At 58.8% G+C, this 19,799-nt stretch carries 17 protein-coding genes and 1 tRNA gene; 13 read left to right on the top strand and 5 right to left on the bottom strand.

From position 1 onward, the window contains the following. Positions 1–2 precede the first annotated feature (2 nt). The 10 genes from nuoN (at position 3) to NB231_RS03615 (ending at position 11,150) form a co-directional block, all read left to right on the top strand. Positions 3–1,439: an NADH-quinone oxidoreductase subunit NuoN gene (gene nuoN, locus NB231_RS03660; protein WP_004999840.1), complete on the top strand. Its 1,437-nt coding sequence runs from the start codon at positions 3–5 to the stop codon at positions 1,437–1,439. Between the two features lie 111 nt (positions 1,440–1,550). Continuing rightward, positions 1,551–1,627: transfer RNA gene (locus NB231_RS03655), tRNA-Met, on the top strand. Positions 1,628–1,735: 108 nt separating this feature from the next. Beyond that, positions 1,736–2,188 (top strand): ribosome maturation factor RimP, encoded by a 453-nt coding sequence (gene rimP / locus NB231_RS03650; RefSeq protein WP_004999839.1) that lies wholly within the window; start codon positions 1,736–1,738, stop codon positions 2,186–2,188. A 27-nt stretch (positions 2,189–2,215) separates the two neighbouring features. Then, positions 2,216–3,718 (top strand): transcription termination factor NusA, encoded by a 1,503-nt coding sequence (gene nusA, locus NB231_RS03645; protein WP_004999838.1) that lies wholly within the window; start codon positions 2,216–2,218, stop codon positions 3,716–3,718. Positions 3,719–3,826: 108 nt separating this feature from the next. Then, on the top strand, positions 3,827–6,406 hold the full coding sequence (gene infB / locus NB231_RS03640; RefSeq protein WP_004999835.1) for a translation initiation factor IF-2: 2,580 nt from the start codon (positions 3,827–3,829) through the stop codon (positions 6,404–6,406). Between the two features lie 240 nt (positions 6,407–6,646). Beyond that, positions 6,647–7,033 carry a 30S ribosome-binding factor RbfA gene (gene rbfA, locus NB231_RS03635; RefSeq protein WP_332247688.1) on the top strand — a complete coding sequence of 129 codons (387 nt, stop codon included), beginning with the start codon at positions 6,647–6,649 and terminating at the stop codon, positions 7,031–7,033. 134 nt (positions 7,034–7,167) lie between these two features. Then, complete coding sequence (gene truB / locus NB231_RS03630) at positions 7,168–8,079, top strand: tRNA pseudouridine(55) synthase TruB (RefSeq protein ID WP_004999832.1); 912 nt, start codon at positions 7,168–7,170, stop codon at positions 8,077–8,079. A gap of 121 nt (positions 8,080–8,200) precedes the next feature. Next, positions 8,201–8,470 (top strand): 30S ribosomal protein S15, encoded by a 270-nt coding sequence (gene rpsO / locus NB231_RS03625; RefSeq protein WP_004999831.1) that lies wholly within the window; start codon positions 8,201–8,203, stop codon positions 8,468–8,470. A 34-nt stretch (positions 8,471–8,504) separates the two neighbouring features. Continuing rightward, positions 8,505–10,607 (top strand): polyribonucleotide nucleotidyltransferase, encoded by a 2,103-nt coding sequence (gene pnp, locus NB231_RS03620; RefSeq protein ID WP_004999830.1) that lies wholly within the window; start codon positions 8,505–8,507, stop codon positions 10,605–10,607. A 9-nt stretch (positions 10,608–10,616) separates the two neighbouring features. Next, positions 10,617–11,150, top strand: coding sequence for an NUDIX domain-containing protein (locus tag NB231_RS03615; RefSeq protein WP_050756043.1), 534 nt, complete (start codon positions 10,617–10,619; stop codon positions 11,148–11,150). 6 nt (positions 11,151–11,156) lie between these two features. Here NB231_RS03615 and NB231_RS03610 read toward each other — a convergent pair whose 3' ends face one another. The 3 genes from NB231_RS03610 to NB231_RS03600 form a co-directional block, all read right to left on the bottom strand. Next, positions 11,157–12,902, bottom strand: a complete 1,746-nt coding sequence (locus tag NB231_RS03610; RefSeq protein ID WP_004999828.1) for a putative bifunctional diguanylate cyclase/phosphodiesterase — start codon at positions 12,900–12,902, stop codon at positions 11,157–11,159. Between the two features lie 126 nt (positions 12,903–13,028). Next, positions 13,029–13,361: a response regulator gene (locus NB231_RS03605; protein ID WP_232210380.1), complete on the bottom strand. Its 333-nt coding sequence runs from the start codon at positions 13,359–13,361 to the stop codon at positions 13,029–13,031. Positions 13,362–13,387: 26 nt separating this feature from the next. Then, entirely contained in the window at positions 13,388–14,824 is a 1,437-nt protein-coding gene (locus NB231_RS03600) for an ATPase domain-containing protein (protein WP_004999826.1), read from the bottom strand. Between the two features lie 266 nt (positions 14,825–15,090). On the opposite strand from NB231_RS03600, the gene NB231_RS03595 reads away from it, so the two are divergent. Both NB231_RS03595 and astA read left to right on the top strand, forming a co-directional pair. Continuing rightward, on the top strand, positions 15,091–16,335 hold the full coding sequence (locus NB231_RS03595; RefSeq protein ID WP_040661724.1) for a hydrolase: 1,245 nt from the start codon (positions 15,091–15,093) through the stop codon (positions 16,333–16,335). After that, positions 16,332–17,357: an arginine N-succinyltransferase gene (gene astA, locus NB231_RS03590; protein WP_040661721.1), complete on the top strand. Its 1,026-nt coding sequence runs from the start codon at positions 16,332–16,334 to the stop codon at positions 17,355–17,357. Before NB231_RS03595 ends, astA begins: the two co-directional genes overlap by 4 nt. A 71-nt stretch (positions 17,358–17,428) precedes the next feature. On the opposite strand, the gene dinB is transcribed toward astA, so the two are convergent. Further along, positions 17,429–18,520: a DNA polymerase IV gene (gene dinB / locus NB231_RS03585; RefSeq protein ID WP_004999821.1), complete on the bottom strand. Its 1,092-nt coding sequence runs from the start codon at positions 18,518–18,520 to the stop codon at positions 17,429–17,431. Between the two features lie 77 nt (positions 18,521–18,597). On the opposite strand from dinB, the gene NB231_RS18270 reads away from it, so the two are divergent. Continuing rightward, positions 18,598–18,771 carry a hypothetical protein gene (locus NB231_RS18270; RefSeq protein WP_004999820.1) on the top strand — a complete coding sequence of 58 codons (174 nt, stop codon included), beginning with the start codon at positions 18,598–18,600 and terminating at the stop codon, positions 18,769–18,771. 207 nt (positions 18,772–18,978) lie between these two features. Here NB231_RS18270 and NB231_RS16640 read toward each other — a convergent pair whose 3' ends face one another. Then, the gene (locus NB231_RS16640; protein WP_004999819.1) at positions 18,979–19,683 is read right to left on the bottom strand and encodes a 4'-phosphopantetheinyl transferase family protein; all 705 of its coding nucleotides are present in this window, start codon (positions 19,681–19,683) and stop codon (positions 18,979–18,981) included. Positions 19,684–19,799: the final 116 nt, after the last annotated feature.

Below are 19,799 nucleotides of genomic sequence, written 5' to 3'. Positions count from 1 at the left end.
CTATGACGTTCGAGATGCCCGATTTCTTGCTTGCGCTGCCCGAGATCTGGGTGCTCTCGATGGCGTGCTTGGTGTTGGTGGTGGATCTATTCGCGAGGGGCCGCGAGAGTGCGCTCGCCTTCCATCTTGTACAGTTCACGCTGCTGGCTGCGGCCTGGCTCAGTATCGAGACCCAATGGGGCGTGACGGCCACCACTTTTAGCGGCACTTACGTCGCCGATAAGTTTGCTTGTCTGCTTAAGGTCGCTATCTGCCTGCTGACCTTTTTGGTCTTCGCTTACAGCCGGGATTATCTGCGCAAGCGCGACCTGCTGAGCGGCGATTTCTTTCTGCTGGGCCTGTTGGGCGTGCTCGGAATGATGATTATGGCGTCCGCCCACAGCTTGCTCACCGTCTATCTGGGCTTGGAGCTGGTCGAGCTGTGCCTGTTCGCTATGGTGGCCTACGATCGTGAGAATCGCGTGGGCTCCGAGGCGGCAATGAAGTACTTCGTGCTCGCCGCGCTGTCCTCCGGCATGCTGCTCTACGGTATGTCCATGGTGTACGGCGCGGCGCAAAGCCTGGATCTGGCGCAGATCGCCGCGATTGCGGCCAACGGAGAGAGCGGGCTGTTGCTCGCCTTCGGGCTCACTTTCATCCTCGTGGGTGTCGCCTTTAAATTCGGTGCTGTTCCATTCCATATGTGGATCCCGGACGTCTACCAAGGAGCCCTGACGCCGGTCACTGTCTATGTCGGTACGGCACCCAAGATTGCGGCGGTGGCGCTGTTCGTCCGCCTACTGGTCGACGGTCTTGGAGCACTGCACGATCAGTGGCAGGTCATGGCAACCATCATCGCCGTGGGTTCGCTTGCCGTAGGGAATTTATTCGCTTTGGTGCAGACCAACATCAAGCGCATGTTGGGCTATTCGACCATCGCCCATGTCGGCTTCCTCTTTCTTGGTTTCATTGCTGGAACCGAGGAGGGCTACTCGGCCGCATTATTCTATGCCATCACCTACGGTTTGATGGCCGCCGGCGCTTTTGGCGTTGTAATCTTACTGTCGCGCCGCGGCTTCGAAGCCGACCTCATCGAGGACATGAAGGGGTTGAACGATCGGCATAGTGGCTTTGCTGTAGTGATGTTGATTCTGATGTTCTCTTTGACCGGAGTGCCGGGCACAGTGGGTTTTTATGCGAAGTGGTTGGTCCTTAAGGCGGTTATCGACGTCAATATGGTGTGGTTAGCGGTTGTTGCCGTGATATTTGCGGTGATCGGCGCATTCTACTACCTGCGGGTGGTTCGTATGGTTTATTTCGATCGGCGTAGCGATGGCGAGCCGCTGGAAGCGTCGACCGGGCTACGTATCGTATTGGCTGGTAACGGTTTGGCGGTGTTGGTACTGGGGATTTTTCCAGACTCTCTCATTATGGCCTGTAAGGTAGCGCTGGCCGGTTGATTATCGATAAGGCACATACATTCCGTGCCTGCGCATGTGGTAATTGCGTAATTATTTGCCGATACCTCTTGCGTAACCGGCGCGGCAGCAATAGTATGTTGTTCGAATTGTTGCGGGGTGGAGCAGTCTGGCAGCTCGTCGGGCTCATAACCCGAAGGTCGCAGGTTCAAATCCTGCCCCCGCTACCAGGCATTTTAAAAGGCCGCTTGCGGCCTTTTTTTGTAGTTGGCTCCCTCCCGGGGGAGTCGTAGATTACGGTGTGTGGGCCATAGGCCCATTTTTTGTTTTTGGAACCGATGACGGCGCTCGACACATTGACGAAGGTGGTGGAGCCGGTGGTCGCGGCCATGGGCTATGAACTCGTTGGCATCGAATACCGCCCCAGTAAAAGCCAGGCATTGTTGCGGATTTACATCGACAAGGCAGACGGTATCAGTGTCGAGGATTGCGCATTGGTCAGTAATCAGATCAGTGGGGTCCTCGACGTGGAGGATCCGCTCAGCGGACGCTATACCCTCGAGGTGTCTTCGCCGGGACTGAGGCGTCCCATTTTCAAGGCTTCGGATTACGAGCGTTTTGCCGGAGAGCTGGTCCATATACGTATTCGGGGTACCTTGGATGGGCGGCGTAGAATCCATGGGCTTTTGCGCGGCCTACGTGCGGATTGTGTCATCGTCGTTGAAAACGGGATCGAAATTAGCGTGCCGCTAAACCGGGTGGACAAGGCCAATCTGGAGCTGGAAGCGTGATACGCCTGCGAGGCTGGAGAGGCGAACATGAGCAAAGAGGTTCTGTTGGTTGTTGACGCCATCTCCAACGAGAAAGGCGTCAGTAAAGAAGTCATCTTCGAGGCTGTCGAGGCGGCGCTCGCCTCGGCGACACGCAAACGCCATCCGGAGGATATCGACGCGCGCGTGGCGGTGAACCGGACCACGGGTGAGTATGAAACCTTTCGGCGTTGGTTAGTGGTGGATGACGCAGAATCGGTGCAAGTGCCGCAGCGGGAAATAGCGCTCGCCGAGGCTCGCGCGCAAGAGCCGACCATCGAGGCAGGCCAATATATCGAGCAACCCATGGAGTCCGTCGAGTTCGGTCGGATTGCCGCTCAGACGGCAAAACAAGTCATCGTGCAGAAGGTGCGCGAAGCCGAGCGAGCGAAGGTGATCACGGCTTACAAGGACCGTCAGGGGGAACTCATGACGGGCATCGTCAAGCGGGTCGAGCGCGGCCATGTGTATCTGGATCTGGGGGGGAACGCCGAGGCATTCATCGCGCGCGAAGAAATGATTCCCCGAGAGGCGGTGCGCCCGGGTGATCGGCTGCGCGGCTGGTTACGGGAGATATGCACCGAAGCCCGCGGCCCGCAGTTGGTGGTTAGCCGCACGGCACCGGAATTCCTGATAGAGCTGTTCAAGCTGGAAGTGCCGGAGGTCGGGCAGGACTTACTGCAGCTCATGGGGGCGGCTCGAGATGCGGGTCAGCGGGCGAAAATTGCCGTGCGTGCTCTGGACGCTCGGATCGATCCGGTCGGAGCTTGCGTGGGAATGCGCGGCTCGCGGGTGCAGGCCGTATCCAATGAATTGGCCGGAGAGCGCATCGATATCATTCTCTGGGACGAAAATCCCGCGCAGTATGTAATCAACGCTATGGCTCCGGCGGAGGTGGAATCGATTATCGTCGATGAAGACCGTCACAGCATGGACATCGCGGTCTCGCAGGAGCAGCTCTCGCAGGCGATCGGCCGTGGCGGGCAAAATGTACGGCTAGCCGGCGAGTTGACCGGCTGGGAGCTCAATGTGATGACCTCCGAGGAGGCGCAAGCCAAAAGCGAGGCTGAAGCCGACGAGCTGATCGAACTGTTTGTTAGCAGCCTGGATGTGGATGAAGAGGTTGCCGAGATACTCGCGCGGGAGGGCTTCTCCAGTGTGGAGGAGATCGCCTATGTGCCGGTCGCCGAGTTTCTCGAGATCGAGGAATTCGATGAAGACATCGTGGAATTGCTGCGCAACCGCGCCCGCGATGCGCTACTCACTCGCGAACTTGCCGAAGTCGAACAAGACTCGCCCGCAAAGCCCACTCCAGAGTTGCTGGCGTTGGAAGGGATGGACGAGGCGCTTGCCTGGCAGTTCGCCGCTCGCGGGGTGGTCACAGTAGAGGACCTCGCCGATCAGTCCGTGGATGAGCTTATGGAGATCGAGGGCATGGACGAGCAACGCGCCGCAGCGCTGATCATGAAGGCGCGCGAACCGTGGTTTGCCGATTTGGGCGATCCGATCTGAAGTCGCCGTGGGCGAAAATATGGTGCGTAGTCCTCGTCTGACGGCGCAGACAGTGTCCCGACTCAGCGCGAGAAGCGTGACCAATCGGGGACCGGAGGTTAGGAATCTATGGCGGATACGACGGTAAGAGAATTTGCGGAGGTGATCGGTATCCCGGTCGATCGCCTCCTGAGCCAGCTCAGTGATGCTGGTCTGCCGGATAGGGAGCCCGATTCGCCTATGTCGGACGCGGATAAATCGGCTTTGCTGGGTCATTTGCGCGAAGCCCATGGTCAAAAGGAAGCGGACGACGGTCCCGGACCCCGTCAGATCACGCTCAAACGCAAGAGTCATAGTCAGATTACGCTGCCTTCCTCCGGCGACCGCGGCCGTGGCGTGCGCCATTCCCGGACGGTCAACGTGGAAGTGCGCAAGCGCCGGACCTATGTCAAGCGCAGCGTAGTCCAGGCCGAGCAGCACGAGCGCGAGACGCGAGTGCTCGAGGAGGCCCTCCAGGATGAGTTGCGGGAGGCGGAGGCCCGCGTGGTCGAGGAGCGCCATCGGCGCGCGGAGGAGGAAGCTCGGCAACAAGCCGAACAAGCCGAACAAGCCGAGCAGGAAGCGGTCGCCGAGGAAACTGTGGTGGGGCAAGACGAGGCGGTGCTCGAGCCGACCGCCCAGCCGTTGACGCCCGAAGAAGCAGCGGAAGCCGAGGCCGCCCGGGTTAAGAAAGATAAAGAGGAGGAGCGCGAGCGCAAGCGCTTGGAGGCTGAGGCACGCCGCGAGCGCGAAGCGGAGGAGCGCGCCGCACGCAAGGCCGAACGTGGCAAAGGCAAGGGTAAAAAGCGTTCACGCGAGGAAGTCAAACCCACTGTATTGCGCGGCATCAGGCGGGTGCGTAAAGGTTCGGCCAGCGAGCAGCTTCAGCAGGTCTTTGAGAAGCCGACGGCACCCGTTGTGCGGGAGGTTGCCGTTCCTGAAATGATCACCGTAGGCGAGCTGGCGCAGCGCATGAGCGTCAAGGCCGCCGATCTCATTAAGGAGATGATGAAACAGGGCATTATGGCCACCATCAACCAAACCATCGACCAGGGTATGGCGGTGTTGCTGGTGGAAGAAATGGGGCACCGGCCCAAAATCGTCAAGGAAAGTGCCGTTGAAGACGAAGCCTTAGCCGGCACGGCAGAGCCGGAAGGAGAGCGGGTTGCCCGGGCGCCGGTGGTAACCATCATGGGGCATGTGGATCATGGTAAGACGTCCTTGCTGGACTATATCCGCAGGACCAAAGTAGCCACAGGTGAGGCCGGCGGTATTACCCAGCACATCGGTGCCTACCATGTCCAGACCGGTCAGGGAATGATCACCTTTTTGGATACGCCCGGCCATGAGGCCTTTACTGCTATGCGGGCACGCGGTGCGCAGATCACCGATGTGGTCATATTGGTGGTCGCCGCCGATGATGGCGTTATGCCGCAGACCGAAGAGGCGATCAAACATGCCCGCGCCGCCGGTGTGCCGATCGTCGTCGCCGTCAACAAAATAGACAAGCCGGATGCCGATCCGGACCGTGTGAAGCAGGAACTCACCCAACATGGGGTAATCCCCGAAGAATGGGGCGGCGATACACAGTTCATCAATGTCTCGGCCAAGACCGGGCAAGCCGTTGATGAGTTGCTGGAGGCGATTTTGCTGCAAGCCGAGCTCCTTGAGCTGACGGCAGTTGGGGGGTGCCCAGCTACCGGCGTGGTGATCGAGTCCAGTCTAGACAAAGGACGCGGACCGGTGGCCACTGTGCTGGTGCGTCACGGGGTGTTGCGTCGCGGCGATATCGTTCTCTCCGGCACCGAGTTCGGACGCGTTCGCGCGTTGCTTGACGAAGCGGGAAACCGTGTGAAGGAGGCCGGTGCATCAATACCGGTAGTGGTTCTCGGGTTGTCGGGACTGCCGGAAGCCGGCGACGAGATGGTCGTTCTCAGTGACGAGAAAAAAGCCCGCGAGGTAGCCGAATACCGCAAGACGAAATCGCGCGATAAACGGCTCCAGCAGAAAGCTGCCAAGATGGATGAACTCTTCGCTCAGATGGGCAAAGAGGAGGCCAAGAGCGTTAATCTGGTCGTTAAGGGCGATGTTCAGGGTAGCGTGGAGGCGCTTCAACAATCGCTGCTGAACCTCTCTACGGAGGATGTTCGGATCAAATTGATTGCCAGCGGAGTCGGTGCGATTAACGAATCCGATGTCAATCTGACGCTCGCCTCGGAGGCGCTATTGATCGGTTTCAATGTGCGTGCGGATGCCCAGGCGCGCAAGCTGGCGCAGGAGAACGAGGTCGAGCTGCACTACTACAGTGTCATCTACGATGCCATAGAACAGCTCCGCAACGCGATCAGTGGCATGCTGGAGCCGGAGACACGCGAAGAGATCATCGGTCTGGCAGAAGTGAAGGATGTGTTCCGTTCCTCCAAACTCGGAGCGGTGGCCGGTTGTCTGGTTGTCGATGGGGTGGTACGGCGGCATAATCCGATCCGTGTGCTGCGCAACAATGTGGTGATCTACGAGGGCGAGCTGGAGTCACTGCGCCGGTTTAAGGATGACGTCAACGAGGTCCGCGCCGGCACGGAATGCGGTATTGGTGTAAAGAACTACAATGACGTCAGGGTCGGTGATCACATCGAGTGCTATCAACGCATCGAAGTCAAGCGTGAGCTTTAGTCCGCAGGCTCTGTGGCGAGGGATTGCCACACTAGCGGGTCGATCCAGGTGATGAGTATTGGCTGTGCGGTTCGGGAAGACGACATGTTGAGATGCGCGCGGCGAACTCAAGCTTTTTTGGCGCAGCCCGCGCCGGAATGCGGAGTACGGCTACCACCGATGAGCTTGCTGCTCACGCGCCGGCAGCTGGGTAGCGCTCTGACACATTGGTGGGAAGGGTCCGCAAACGGGCGAAAAGCAATGAGGTGCGCCATGCCGCGGGAATTTTCCAGAAGACGGCGGGTGAGCGAGCAAATCCAGCGTGAGCTTGCTCAACTCATACGCAGAGAGCTCAGCGACCCTCGGGTCGCGCTGGCAACTGTTAGCGAAGTGCGGCTTAGCCGCGACATGGCCTATGCTGATGTATTGGTGACCCGTCTCGGGGCCCAACGCGAGGAGTCGCAACAAGCGGTGGCAGCGCTCAATCACGCAGCACGCCATCTGCGCGGTCTACTGGGGCAGAGTTTGCGACTGCGCGCAGTACCGGCCCTACGGTTTCATTATGACGATAGTTTCGAGCGCAGCGCTCGAGTTTCGCATTTGATCGACGCGGCTGTTGCCGAGGATAAGGCGCGCCACCGAGATTGAGTGCCTATCTGTCCATTGGCGGCGAACAGCGCATCCCTTTGTAATGGTGTTATGTGTCGGCGTCGTTGTCCCTGTCGGCGGGCGCGGAACTGGGATGATCTCGTATACCGCGCAGTTAAGCGATGTGAGGAATTATGACCCGTAAGGGACGCCGCCTAAATGGTATCCTGCTGTTTGACAAACCGCAGGGGATGACCTCCAATGCCGCCCTGCAACGGGTCAAGCGCATTTATGGCGCACGCAAGGCCGGCCATACCGGCAGTCTGGATCCCTTGGCGACCGGCCTGTTACCCATTTGCTTCGGTGAGGCGACCAAAGTCTGCGATTTTCTACTCGGTGCCAACAAGCATTATATCATTACCGCCTGTTTCGGCGTCGTGACGGATACAGGCGATGCCGACGGCACTCGGCTGGCCGAACGAGCGGTTGACACCCTCGATGGTGCGGCTTTGCAGTCCGTACTCGCGCGCTATACCGGTGTGCTTGAGCAAATTCCGCCAATGTTTTCGGCACTCAAACACCGTGGGCAACGTTTGTACGAGTTGGCCCGACAAGGCCTCGAGGTAGAGCGCAAGCCACGTACGATCCGGATTGACCGACTGCGCTTGCTCGCTGTGCGGGGTGTCGAGGCCGATCTCGAGGTTTTGTGCTCGAAAGGAACCTATGTGCGCACGCTGGTGGCGGATATCGGCGAAGCCCTCGGACCAGGCGCGCATGTATCCGCGCTCCGGCGTGTTGGGTTGGGGCCATATGACGAAGCACCGCGGATGCACACTTGGGAGGACATCGAGACCGTTGCGGCACAAGGCTATGAGGCGTTGGATACCTTACTATTGCCTATGGAGTCGGCCTTGGTGCATTGGCCGGCTTTGCATCTATCGAACGAGGTCGCATTTTATATCCGGCAGGGTCAGCCGGTATGGATCCCCAAGGCACCCGCTGAGGGCTGGGTTCGGCTCTATTCGAGCAAGGATCGCTTTTTGGGAATGGGGGCTATTCTTCAGGACGGCCGAGTCGCCCCCAAGCGGTTGGTGAGCGAGACCTGAGAGCGGCGCGTGACAGGCGGGAAAATTCCTTTTCGAAAGGCAAGTTAGCTTGTGAGGCCATGGGGGCATGGCTACAATGCATCATTTATTTTAAGAAATGGAACTATGCGAGGAGCGATCGATGTCTCTTAGTGCCGAGCAGAAGCAGGAAATCGTCGAGGGTTTCCAACGCACGCAGGGCGATACGGGTTCCCCGGAGGTGCAGATCGCGCTGCTCACGGCGCGGATACAGCATCTCACCGAGCATTTCAGCGTGCATAAACAAGATCATCATTCCAGGCGGGGGTTGCTCAAGTTGGTCAATCATCGCCGCAAGCTGTTGGACTACCTCAAGCGCAAGGAGCGGGAACGCTACCAGCGCATCATCGAGCGGCTCGGACTGCGGAAGTAGGCGAAACATACATACATCGAAGGTGTAAAGGATTGTGATTCCCGTCAAGAAAGCTTTTCAGTACGGCGATCATACGGTAACGCTCGAAACGGGGCGGATCGCGCGTCAGGCCAGTGGCGCAGTAATGGTCAATATGTCCGATACGGTTGTCCTAGTTACCGTGGTAGGCAAAAAAGACCAGGGCGAGCCACGTGATTTTCTGCCGTTGACCGTCAACTATCAGGAACGCACTTATGCCGCCGGCAAAATCCCGGGCGGTTTTTTCAAACGTGAGGGACGCCCTTCGGAGAAGGAAACGCTCGTCTCACGACTCATCGACCGACCCGTTCGGCCACTGTTTCCAGCGGGCTTTACGAACGAAGTTCAGATCGTCGCCACGGTCATCTCGATGAACAACGAAGTGGATGCCGATATACCGGCAATGATCGGAGCGTCCGCTGCGCTGGCGGTCTCCGGGATCCCCTTCGATAGCCCCCTCGGGGCCGGGCGTGTCGGCTACCATAAGGGCGCGTTTGTTCTCAATCCGACTTTCAGCCAGCTGGAGAGCTCCGATCTCGATTTGGTCGTGGCAGGAACGGCCGACGCCGTTCTGATGGTCGAGTCCGAGGCGAATTGCTTGTCCGAGCAAACCATGCTGGATGCGGTGATCTTCGGCCACGAGCAGATGCAAACGGTCATCGCGGCCATCAACGAGTTGGCCCAGGAGGCTGGCAAGCCGCGTTGGGATTGGGCACCGGTGGAGAAGGATCAACGCCTGGCGCAAGCGCTTACCGAAATTGCCGAGCGCCCGCTTGGCGAAGCCTATCGTGTTGCCGAGAAACAGGAACGCCTTGATCGTGTGAGCGCTGTACGCGAGGAGGTGATGACCCGGTTAACGCTCGGCGAGGAACCCACCGAAGGCTGGAGCGAGCGCGAGATCGGCAATGCCTTCAAAGGGCTGGAGAAGAAAATCGTACGGGGGAGCATCCTGCGCGGCGAACCGCGTATCGACGGTCGTGACAACAAAACGGTGCGTCCCATCAGCATCGAGGTTGCCACCTTGCCGCGCACTCATGGTTCGGCCATTTTTACCCGGGGGGAGACTCAAGCGATCGTGGTCACCACTTTGGGTACCGGCCGTGATGCCCAGATCATTGACGCCATCGAGGGCGAGCGCAAAGAGCCCTTCATGCTTCACTATAATTTTCCACCTTACAGCGTTGGCGAGACGGGCTTCATGGGTGTGCCCAAGCGGCGCGAGATTGGCCATGGGCGCTTAGCCAAGCGCGGTATACAGGCGGTGATGCCGAGCCAGGAGGAGTGTCCTTACGTGATCCGCGTGGTCTCCGAGATTACCGAGTCGAACGGCTCCAGCTCTATGGCGACGGTCTGCGGCACGAGCCTTGCGCTTATGGACGCCGGCGTGCCAATCAAGGCGCCGGTGGCCGGTATTGCTATGGGTTTGATCAAGGAGGAGTCGGAGTTCGCGGTGCTGACCGACATCTTGGGTGACGAGGACCATCTCGGCGATATGGATTTCAAGGTGGCCGGTACCGAGGAGGGCGTGACGGCCCTGCAGATGGACATCAAGATCAACGGAATTACCCGTCAAATCATGGAAGTGGCGTTGGAGCAGGCCCGCACGGGCAGGCTGCATATCTTGTCGAAGATGAATGCGGTTATTGCCAAACCTCGCGGGGAGATGTCGGCCTATGCGCCGCGCTTGCTTACCATGAAAATCGATCCGGAAAAAATCCGCGATGTGATCGGCAAGGGAGGCGCCACGATCCGCCAGCTCACCGAAGAGACCGGCACCACGATCGACATCGTCGATGATGGAACAGTAACCATTGCGTCGGTGGACAAGGCGGCCGGCGAGGAAGCCCGACGACGCATCGAGCTGTTGACCGCTGATGTCGAGGTCGGGCGTATCTATGAAGGCCGTGTGACCAAACTGATGGATTTCGGCGCTTTCGTCAATATCCTGCCGGGTCGGGATGGGCTGGTCCACATCTCGCAAATTTCGAATCGTCGGGTAGAGAGTGTGTCCGAGGAACTCGCCGAAGGACAGCGGGTCCGGGTCAAGGTTCTTGAAGTGGATAGGCAGGGGCGCATCCGACTGAGCATCAAGGCGATCAACGAGGGAGCAAATGCTTGAGGGCGAGCGATGACAGCCGACTCCCGGCGGTATTGCCCCCAGTGCCGCCGCGAACTTATCAGTAGAGAGCTGGGCGGTCGTCCCCGTCTAGCTTGTACGGTTGCGGAATGCGGTTTCGTCTTCTGGGATAATCCGGTGCCGGTGGTGGCCGCGATCGTCGAGTTGGCAGAGCGTGTAGTTCTCGTACGTAATGCTTGGTGGCCTAAAGGCAAGTTCGGTTTGCTCGCCGGCTACCTGGAGCCGGATGAGACGGCTGAGCAGGGCATACTGCGCGAAGTGATGGAGGAGCTTGGCCTGCAAGGCACTATCGCCGAGTTCGTTGGAACCTATCCCAATCCCGGCAATAATCAGCTACTACTGGTCTACCATGTGCGTGTCGAGGGTGAGCCCAAGCTGAGCGCCGAACTGGCGGAGATCCGCCGGCTGGCTCCGGGACAACTCCGTCCGTGGCCATACGGGACCGGTGTTGCGCTCCGGGACTGGTTGGCCCAGCGCGGCCACCTAGATCATCGTCTGTCTGAGTCGTCCTATTCTCCCCCTTAAAGCCGCCTACTCGCAGAATCGCTGGCGTAATAGCGTTTCGGGAGCCGGGCGGCCATACAAAAAACCCTGTCCAGTGTGTACCTCCAGCGATTTTAAGTAACGAGCCTGCTCTACAGTTTCGATACCCTCGGCGACGACTTCCAAATTGAAGTTCTTCGCCAGCCAGACGATTGTGCGAGTAATGGCTTGATTGGTCAGATTGTGGGTCACATCGTCGACAAAAGCCTTGTCGATTTTCAAAGTGGTGATCGGTAGTCGATGCAGGTAACTCAAAGAGGAGTAGCCGGTTCCAAAATCGTCGATCGCCACACTTACTCCATACTCTCGCAAGGTATTGAGCTTGGTTAAGTTCTTGTCGCTTATTTCAAACAGCGTGGTCTCCGTTAGCTCGAGTTCTAGCGTGGGTGGTGGAAGCTGATGTTGATCCAGGGTGCGTACGATCATCTCGGTAAAGTCGGCCGCCTTGATGTCCTCGGCGGAGACGTTGACCGAGATACGCTCTGGTGCATTACCTGTGTTACGCCAGCGGCGCATGGCTTCACAAGCACGATCGAGCACCCAGCGGTCGATATCACGGATCAGGCCGGTGGTTTCGGCCACTGCCATGAAATCCTTCGGCGGCACCAGCACGCCGCTAGGTAGTCGCCAGCGTATCAGCGCTTCGACGCCGACCGGGCGGCGGTCACTAAGATGCACTTGAGGTTGGTACCAGAGCTCGAATTGTGCTTCATCGAGCGCCTGATACAGACGCGCCTCAGTGCGGATGTGCCGAAGTGCTTGGTGCTGGACGGTGCGCGAATAAAAAACCGGTTGCTCGGCTTTGGCCTGAGACAATGCGGCGATGGCGCAATCCAACGTGTTTGCCGCATTGGCGGCGTCGTCCGGGTAGACTCCGATGCCGATTCGCGGTGAGATGTGGATGTGTTCGCCGAGCACTGTGATCGGCTCTTCGGCCAGCACCTGAATGCGCCGGCAGAGTTCGAGCACCACATCCATTGATGTGCCCGGCCGTGGGATCAGGCCCCACTCCTCGGTGGTCAGCCTGGCTAGGGAGAGTTCCTCTGCGAGTAACGCCTTGATGCGTACCGAGCATGCTATAGCAGCGCGCTCGAGCCCATGGTGACCCAAGGATTTCATAATCCGCGTCAATGGAATATGAATCACCGTTAGATACAGCCGTGTATCGAGGACGGCGGCATCGCGCACCGCGTTGATGAGCCGGTCCATGAACAGGTGTTTGTTGGGTAGATCCGTGGCGCGGTCGTGATTGGCCAAATAGGCCAGATGGGCCCGCTGGGTCAGCGCCAGCTGGCGCGTGCGCAGCAGCATGGCTGCGCGCTCCGTGAATTCATGGCGCTTGATCGGAGCGACGACGAACTCGTCGACCACATCCCAAAAGGCATTGAGTTTGTGCCTGACATCGCGCTGCGATAGGACGAGCATCACGGGCAGAAAGACCGGTTCTTCCCGCCGCTTGGCCTCCATGAGATGTTGGCGCCACTGCCAGAAACTTGTGGCCTCGACGACGGCGAGGTCGAACGGTGCCAAGGAGAGCGCCGCCTCATCCGGCTCTATGACCTCATAGCGTCGTTGCAGATGAGCCAACAATTGCTCCCGATTGCCGCCCGAGCGCGCCAATAGCAGAACTCGCTTGGAATCGTTTTCATCCAACGGTGTCAGCTCTTCGGTTGAAATTACGCTACTGCTCGAGGCACGCCAACAAACCCGGGGGGCAGTATCGCGATGGATCATAGTCGATCACCTTTCCAGGCCGGCTCTAGATCTCGAGAAATAGAGGCCGGTATTGGTCACTACGGCATATCCCCTAGCCAAGGTGGTGTGGCCGCGTTCTTATCAGTCGGGTTTTTATCAACGGCCCTAAGCCGCCAAGCCATGAATAAGCTGGAGCAATGCGGACTTCGCAATCGGCTTGCGCAAAACGCTGGTGGCGCCATAAGCGAGTGAGTGGTTGTCGAGATTGAGTGTTTGCGGTGCCGAGAGCACGATGAACGGTATGTTGTGATTCTGTAGTCGGGTACACATTGACCAAACATCGGTGCTGAAATCAGTCACATCCACCACCCCCAGGCGCGGGGATATTGGCTCCGCCAAGGCCGCCTGCAACTCCGCCTCAGTGGAGATTCCTTTGCTCGAGTGGCCGAGGTGGTCGAGTGCATGCTGCATGACCCGTATGTTGCCGGGTTTTCTCATGATTAGCAGGATCATAGCCGCTGCCATTATGATTCTTCCTGCGGCATGGGGGTTCCCCCTAATACTCCACGCAGGCCATGGATCGGCTCGCCGATTTTGAACACACCAGGGGAGCCGATTTCGAATGTGTGCAGTCGATTGTCGAAACTGCTGAGCCGCTTCTTGAGAACGCCAATCGCTTTTTTGAGCATACCGTCGACCTCCATGTAGCGTAGGAAGATTACGTTGTCCGAGAGATAACTGATGCTTTTCTCCGAGACGCGGAACGCTCCGGTCGTGGCCTCGATCTCATTGATCAACAGTATCGTAATGCCCATGCGGCTCAAGCCTTTGGCGAAGGCGTGCAAGCGCTCCCTAATGGACTCTCCCCCCAGCGCGACCTCGAAGCCGGTCACGCTGTCGAGCACCACCATCTTGACGCCAGCCTCCTCGATCTGTTCGCGCACCCGCATGATGAACTCGTCGACCAGATAACGCATGGGCTCTATTTGTTCGATCAAGATCCGGCCGTCGGCAAAAGGCTCCTCCAGCGGCAGGTGGAGATCCTTCGCCCGGCGTAGGAAGAAAGCAATTTCTTCCTCGAACAGAAATACCGAAGCCCGATGGCCCTGGCGTGCCGCCTCGGCAACGAACAGAGCCGCCAAGGTTGATTTGCCGGTACCGGATGGCCCGGTAATCAAAGAAACCGTATTCGCCACCAGTCCGCCATGTAGGAGTTCATCGATTTTCTTTACCCCTGTGCCCCAACGCTGCAACTGGAATCCGGCCTGCCGGCTGCTTGCCGGGATCATGCGCGGAAAGACCTTCAAGCCGCCGTCGGCGACGCGCATGTGATGCATTCCGAAGCGGAAACTCGAACCGCGCATTTTCGATATTCGAATAACCGGTCCAGCAACGCCCGCTTCCAGGTTGATCACGCCATCGGCGATGAATTGCAAGTCGTCGTCGGGCAATTCGTGACTGCTCTCGGAGGAGAACAATACGGTCGTGCCTTGTTGGGTAAGGTAGCGTAGAAATGACAGCACCTGCTTGCGATACTGGAAAATATCCGTGGCGAGAAAGCGCAGCTGGGATAGCGAATCGACGAATACGCGGGTTGGGCGATGGTGCTCTACCGCCTGTATAATCGCTTCGACAAGCGGTTGTTGTTCGACATCTGCTGCGGCAAAGACATCGTAGCTTTGCTGCTCGGTGAAGAACTGCGCATCGGGAGCGAGGCTCAGGAAATTGATCGCCGAGACGTCGATTCCCAGCGAGGCCGCGTTGCTGTGCAGTTGCGCTTCCGGTTCCTGAAAACCGATGAACAAAGCGGATTCGCCGTCATCGACCGCGGTGAGGAAGTGCAACCCGAGCGTCGTTTTGCCCCGGCCGGGCCCGCCCCGTATCAGGTACGAGCGTTGCGGGATGAGCCCTCCGTGCAGAATTTCATCCAGCCCGTCGACCCCTGTAGATAGACGCTCCATCCAAGCCTCCTTGACGAGCCCTAAGACGCTGTCGTGCGCGTAAGGTGCTGTTCGAAATAGCAAGAATTCCCTTCATCCTAAAGAGGATGAGGGCAAAAAAATGCCAACTGGCGCGCAGCTTATGATAGACACAGCAGGCAAGATAAATGTGAATTTGTGCACACTTTTTGATTTCGGTGGGTGGCCTGGTCCAGGCAAGTCGAGCACTGTCGGTCAGGCTGCCGAACACCACAGTCAAGCGAACGGCCGGTGCGGAATGGACTATCGTGGCTGAGCTCAAGACTCTTACATCCCACCTCGATTGGCTCGAGGCTCAATATGATGAGATGGTAGCCAATCTGGCGTATTTGGCGAACATCAACTCGGGCAGTTATAACATCGTCGGTCTGGAGCGCATCGCTGCCGAGCTAAGCCACTTGTTCGGCGGCCTAGGTGGTCAGGTGCACAGGGTTGCGCTCGAACCCACCGTTCGGATTGGTGACGACGGAGAGCCACGCGTTTGCGAGTTCGGTCCATTGCTGAATGTATACAAACACCCGAGTGCGCCGTTGCGGGTGCTGCTCGTTGGCCACATGGATACGGTCTTTGGTACCGAGCATGCGTTTCAGCGGGTGGAGCGCGTCAGTCCGACACAACTCAAAGGTCCGGGCGTTGCCGATCTCAAGGGTGGGCTGCTGGTAATGCTCAAGGCGCTCGAATGCTTGGAGCGCAGCCCATGGGCGGGGCGTCTCGGCTGGGAAGTGGTGTTGAATCCGGACGAGGAGCTGGGATCACCGGGCTCGGCGGCTCATCTGCGCGCAGCGGCGGGACGCAACCACTTGGGGCTGGTCTACGAGCCGGCTATGGCGAATGGCGCCCTTGCGGCCGCCCGTAAGGGCAGCGGCAATTTCACTGCCGTCGTGCGTGGCCGGGCTGCGCACGCCGGGCGTGAGCATCACCTCGGGCGCAATGCGCTGCGCGCCGCCGCTGATTTCCTGATCGCCGTCGATGAGCTCAACGCTCGCCGTTCTGGGGTGACGGTCAACCCAGGCTTCATCCGCGGCGGTGGTCCGGTCAACGTGGTGCCCGACCGTGCTGTCGTTCGATTCAATATCCGGCTCTCCGATCCGGTAGACGAGGCGTGGGTGTTGGAGCGTCTAGCGGCGATCAATCAGGTGATTAACGCCCGCGACGGCATCACGCTGGCCTTGCATGGCGATTTCGGCCGTAAGCCGAAGGTTCTCGATGCGGCGCATCGGCGGCTTTTCGATTGGGTGCGCCGTTGCGGGCGGACGCTGGGCCTCAATATCACCTGGCGCGATACGGGAGGCTGCTGCGATGGCAATAATCTCAGTGCCGCGGGTCTGCCGAATATCGATACGATGGGGGTAATCGGCGGGGGCCTCCATAGCGTCGATGAGTATGTAGAGCTTCCGAGTCTAATCGAGCGCAGCCGGCTGAGCGCGCTGCTGCTGCTTGGCCTTGCCAGTGGCCGGTGCGACGGGGCGGCGTTCAAGGGTGAAGCACCATGATGAGTATTCGACCCATCGAGCCGGGTGATCTGCAGGCGTTGGAAGCGTTGGTCGAGAGTACCGGTGTCGGGCTGACATCGTTGCCGCGCGACCGCGCTGCCCTGGCCCAACGTATCGAGCATTCGCAGCAAAGCTTCGCACAATCATCGGCCAGCGCCGATTGTGCAGCAGAGCGGTTGTTTTTCTTTGTTCTTGAAGACAGCACTACCGCTCGGATTGTGGGAACCACCGCGATCAAGGCCGGTATCGGTCTGAGTGAGCCTTACTACAGCTATCGTCTCAGCACCGTCGTGCACGCCTCGCGTGAGCTCGGCGTCCACAAAGTAGTGCCGACGCTCTATCTAACTAACGATTACACAGGCTGTGCCGAGATCGGCTCACTGTATCTACATTCCGACTACCGCCACAGCGGTAATGGCCGGTTGTTGTCCAAGTGTCGGTTCCTCTTTCTCGCCGAGTTCGCCGCGCGCTTTCCCTCCAAGGTAGTGGCCGAGATGCGCGGGGTCAGCGATGAGCGGGGGCGTTCACCATTTTGGGACTCTCTGGGACAGCATTTCTTTTCCATGGAATTTCGGCGCGCTGATTATCTTACGGGAACGCGAGGCAAGACCTTCATCGCCGAGCTGATGCCACGCAATCCCATCTACGTACCCTTGCTCAGACCCGAAGCACAGGCGGTGATCGGCCGCGTTCATGACCACACACGGGCGGCTTTGACTTTTCTGCAGGAGGAGGGGTTTCACTACGAGGGTTATGTGGACATCTTTGACGCCGGGCCCACGATGGAGGCCCGGGTAGAGCAGATCCGTTCCGTGCGGCAGAGCGAGCGTTTGCATGTGCGCATCGGCCCGGTTGTCGAGAGCGCTCCGCGCCGGCTGATCAGCAATACGCGTTGGGGCGAGTTTCGCTGCGTGCTGGTGCCAGCCGGGCGAATCGGCAATGAGTTGGTGGTCGATGCGGCGACCGGCCGTGCCCTTGGCATCGATTCCGGCGCGCCGGTTCGAGTGATGGCTCCCAAGTAGTCTGCCGGGTTCCCGCTGGGGACGGTGTCGATGAGACCATCTCAATTGCGACAAAGGATGGGCTTTCTCTCCTACAGCAACTCATTTCCTGCGAAGAGATCGGCCTGGGCGGTAAATTGCCCAGCATCGATTAGCCCGGCTAAGCCGACACCGACTAGGCGGTAGAGTGTTCCTGGAGAGAGATCGACACGCGCTCGCAGTCCGCAGGCGATATCCGCAACATCGGTAGCCGTGGCGGGCGGGGTGGGTAGGGTAAGGCTTCGAGTGAGCGTTTTGAACTGCGCCGTCTTGAGTTTGAGCACAATCGTGCGTGCGACCCGTGTGGGCTGTTTCCGATAGGAACGCCATGTTTTTTCGGAGAGTCGGCGAATATGCGGCTCGAGCTCATCCAGGCGGAGGTCGCTCTCAAACGTATCTTCAGCCGATACTTGTAGCGCCGGACGCTGCGTGACCACTGGGCGTTCGTCGATACCCAGAGATAACTCATGGAGGCGGCGCCCCCATTGGCCAAAACGACATTCCAAGACAGGTAGCGGTGCTGTGCGCAACTCACCAACAGTGGCGATCCCAATTTGCGCCAGCCTTTTGCCCGTAACTTTGCCGACGCCGGGAAGACGAGTAACAGGCAGGGAAGTGAGGAACGCCGCCGCCTGGTGGGGCCGAACGACGAGTAAACCGTTGGGCTTGTGCCAATCCGAGGCGATTTTGGCCAAAAATTTGTTGGCGGCCACGCCAGCGGAAGCCGTCAGGGACAGCTCGTTGCGGATGCTTGCTCGAATTGCCTTGGCCACCTCCGTGGCGCTTCCAAGTCCCTGCTTGTTAACGGTGACGTCCAGATAGGCCTCATCAAGCGAGAGGGGTTCTATCAAGTCGGTGTGGCGCGAGAAGATCGCTCGAATCTGCCTCGATACGGCCTTGTATCGAATAAAATCCGGTGGGACGAAAATGGCCTGTGGGCACAGTCGCTCGGCTTGAGCGGCCGGCATCGCGGATCGTACCCCGAACTTGCGTGCCTCATAACTTGCCGCGCACACAACCGAGCGTGTCCCCCCCCAAGCCACGATAACCGGCTTCCCATTCAGCCGCGGGTCATCGCGTTGTTCGACGGATGCATAGTATGCATCCATGTCGATGTGAACAATTTTGCGTGGTGGTCCGTACATCCAATTGACAGGGTCTATGTGCTTTAGAACGATTTTGGCTCGGCACCAACAGGCTTTTAAAACGGTAGATGTAACCCATGATAAGTTATCGTAAAGCGGTGCCGCTGAATGCGTTGCACCATCGCCAGGTCGATCGGGAACTGGCCGTGCCTGTCAGGCTCGTATTGGGAATCGACGATTTCCATACCGAGCATCAAGCCCAGACCGCGTATCCGCCTAAGCATCTGCAGCGCCACGAGGTGCCGTCGTAGCCGACCAGATGCTCTTTGGACAACAAGAGTCAATATTATATGGCCGAGCCGGTCGCCATTAGTCGTTTTCATCCGCTCCAGTGCGGCTCGATGCGGTTGGCCCGGAGGGCTGCAGAATTGAGGCTCACTCGGACAGTTGTCACGGTAGAATCGAAAACAAAATGGTCGAGATGCGCAGCGGTGCCAGGAGTGTGAAGGCCTCGAGGTTTAACGAGTCATCCATGGCGCTCTCCTTTGGTTGGGTTTTGACATTGGCTCGTGACGGTCGATGTACCCGGCGAATTCGCATATCGTCCACGTTGGTCGTGACAGTGGGGTTGCCAGCGCTGCGATGTAGCCCGGGGGCGGTTTGGGCCAGTCGTATAGGTGCCAGGCGTCGATCCACTCAGGTAGCGTGCAGAACGATCTCGGCGGTACCGTGAGACCGGTTCCGATACCCTTAAGATACGCTTCCTTGCGGGTCCAGATCCGATAAAAGCGATCCAGGGCGCCGGCCGATGCGTCACCGACGATATAAGCCTGCTCGCGTGGGTGGCAGTGGGTCTCGGCGAGCAAAGCCCAGTCCAAGGACGAATCCATAACTTCGAGGTCGATGCCCACTGGTTGGTGGGAGATGGCGATCAGAGCCAGCCCCCCACTGTGGGACACATTGAACTCCAGCGGCGCCGGCGCCGCCAGATGAGGTTTCCCTGCACTGCTTTCGCGGATCGCTAGCCGATCCGCCGGGATCTTGAGGTAATGCGCCAGAATTCGTCGCAGCGCGGTCCGGGTCGTGCGGTAGCGTCGACGGTCATGCGGCAGGCGAAATTGCGCACTTTTGTGCAGCTCAACCCCGCTCAGGGGCAGCACCGCCTCGACGTCCTGGGTGGCGTCCACCTGCCAGATGTGGATCTCCTCAGGTCCTAGTTGCATTTTGGCTTCCTTGAAACATCATATGGGTGGGCGGCGGGGTGCCACCGCTGAGCCGCTTGCTGCTCGTGAGCGAAACCGGTCTTCCCTCGGATCACACAATGAGACATCTTGTTTGG

The organism is Nitrococcus mobilis Nb-231, from assembly GCF_000153205.1.
GTDB lineage: Bacteria > Pseudomonadota > Gammaproteobacteria > Nitrococcales > Nitrococcaceae > Nitrococcus > Nitrococcus mobilis.
This window is presented reverse-complemented; position numbering and strand designations above follow the sequence as displayed.

Excerpts from the sequence above, each read along its gene's own strand:
- NB231_RS03610 (WP_004999828.1), bottom strand. The coding sequence starts at position 12,902 with ATGATCCATCGCGATACTGCCCCCCGGGTTTGTTGGCGTGCCTCGAGC.
- NB231_RS03605 (WP_232210380.1), bottom strand. The coding sequence starts at position 13,361 with ATGAGAAAACCCGGCAACATACGGGTCATGCAGCATGCACTCGACCAC.
- NB231_RS03600 (WP_004999826.1), bottom strand. The coding sequence starts at position 14,824 with ATGGAGCGTCTATCTACAGGGGTCGACGGGCTGGATGAAATTCTGCAC.
- astA (WP_040661721.1), top strand. The coding sequence starts at position 16,332 with ATGATGAGTATTCGACCCATCGAGCCGGGTGATCTGCAGGCGTTGGAA.
- infB (WP_004999835.1), top strand. The coding sequence starts at position 3,827 with ATGGCGGATACGACGGTAAGAGAATTTGCGGAGGTGATCGGTATCCCG.
- rimP (WP_004999839.1), top strand. The coding sequence starts at position 1,736 with ATGACGGCGCTCGACACATTGACGAAGGTGGTGGAGCCGGTGGTCGCG.
- rbfA (WP_332247688.1), top strand. The coding sequence starts at position 6,647 with ATGAGGTGCGCCATGCCGCGGGAATTTTCCAGAAGACGGCGGGTGAGC.
- dinB (WP_004999821.1), bottom strand. The coding sequence starts at position 18,520 with ATGTACGGACCACCACGCAAAATTGTTCACATCGACATGGATGCATAC.
- rpsO (WP_004999831.1), top strand. The coding sequence starts at position 8,201 with ATGTCTCTTAGTGCCGAGCAGAAGCAGGAAATCGTCGAGGGTTTCCAA.
- NB231_RS18270 (WP_004999820.1), top strand. The coding sequence starts at position 18,598 with ATGATAAGTTATCGTAAAGCGGTGCCGCTGAATGCGTTGCACCATCGC.
- truB (WP_004999832.1), top strand. The coding sequence starts at position 7,168 with ATGACCCGTAAGGGACGCCGCCTAAATGGTATCCTGCTGTTTGACAAA.
- nusA (WP_004999838.1), top strand. The coding sequence starts at position 2,216 with ATGAGCAAAGAGGTTCTGTTGGTTGTTGACGCCATCTCCAACGAGAAA.
- nuoN (WP_004999840.1), top strand. The coding sequence starts at position 3 with ATGACGTTCGAGATGCCCGATTTCTTGCTTGCGCTGCCCGAGATCTGG.
- NB231_RS03615 (WP_050756043.1), top strand. The coding sequence starts at position 10,617 with ATGACAGCCGACTCCCGGCGGTATTGCCCCCAGTGCCGCCGCGAACTT.
- NB231_RS16640 (WP_004999819.1), bottom strand. The coding sequence starts at position 19,683 with ATGCAACTAGGACCTGAGGAGATCCACATCTGGCAGGTGGACGCCACC.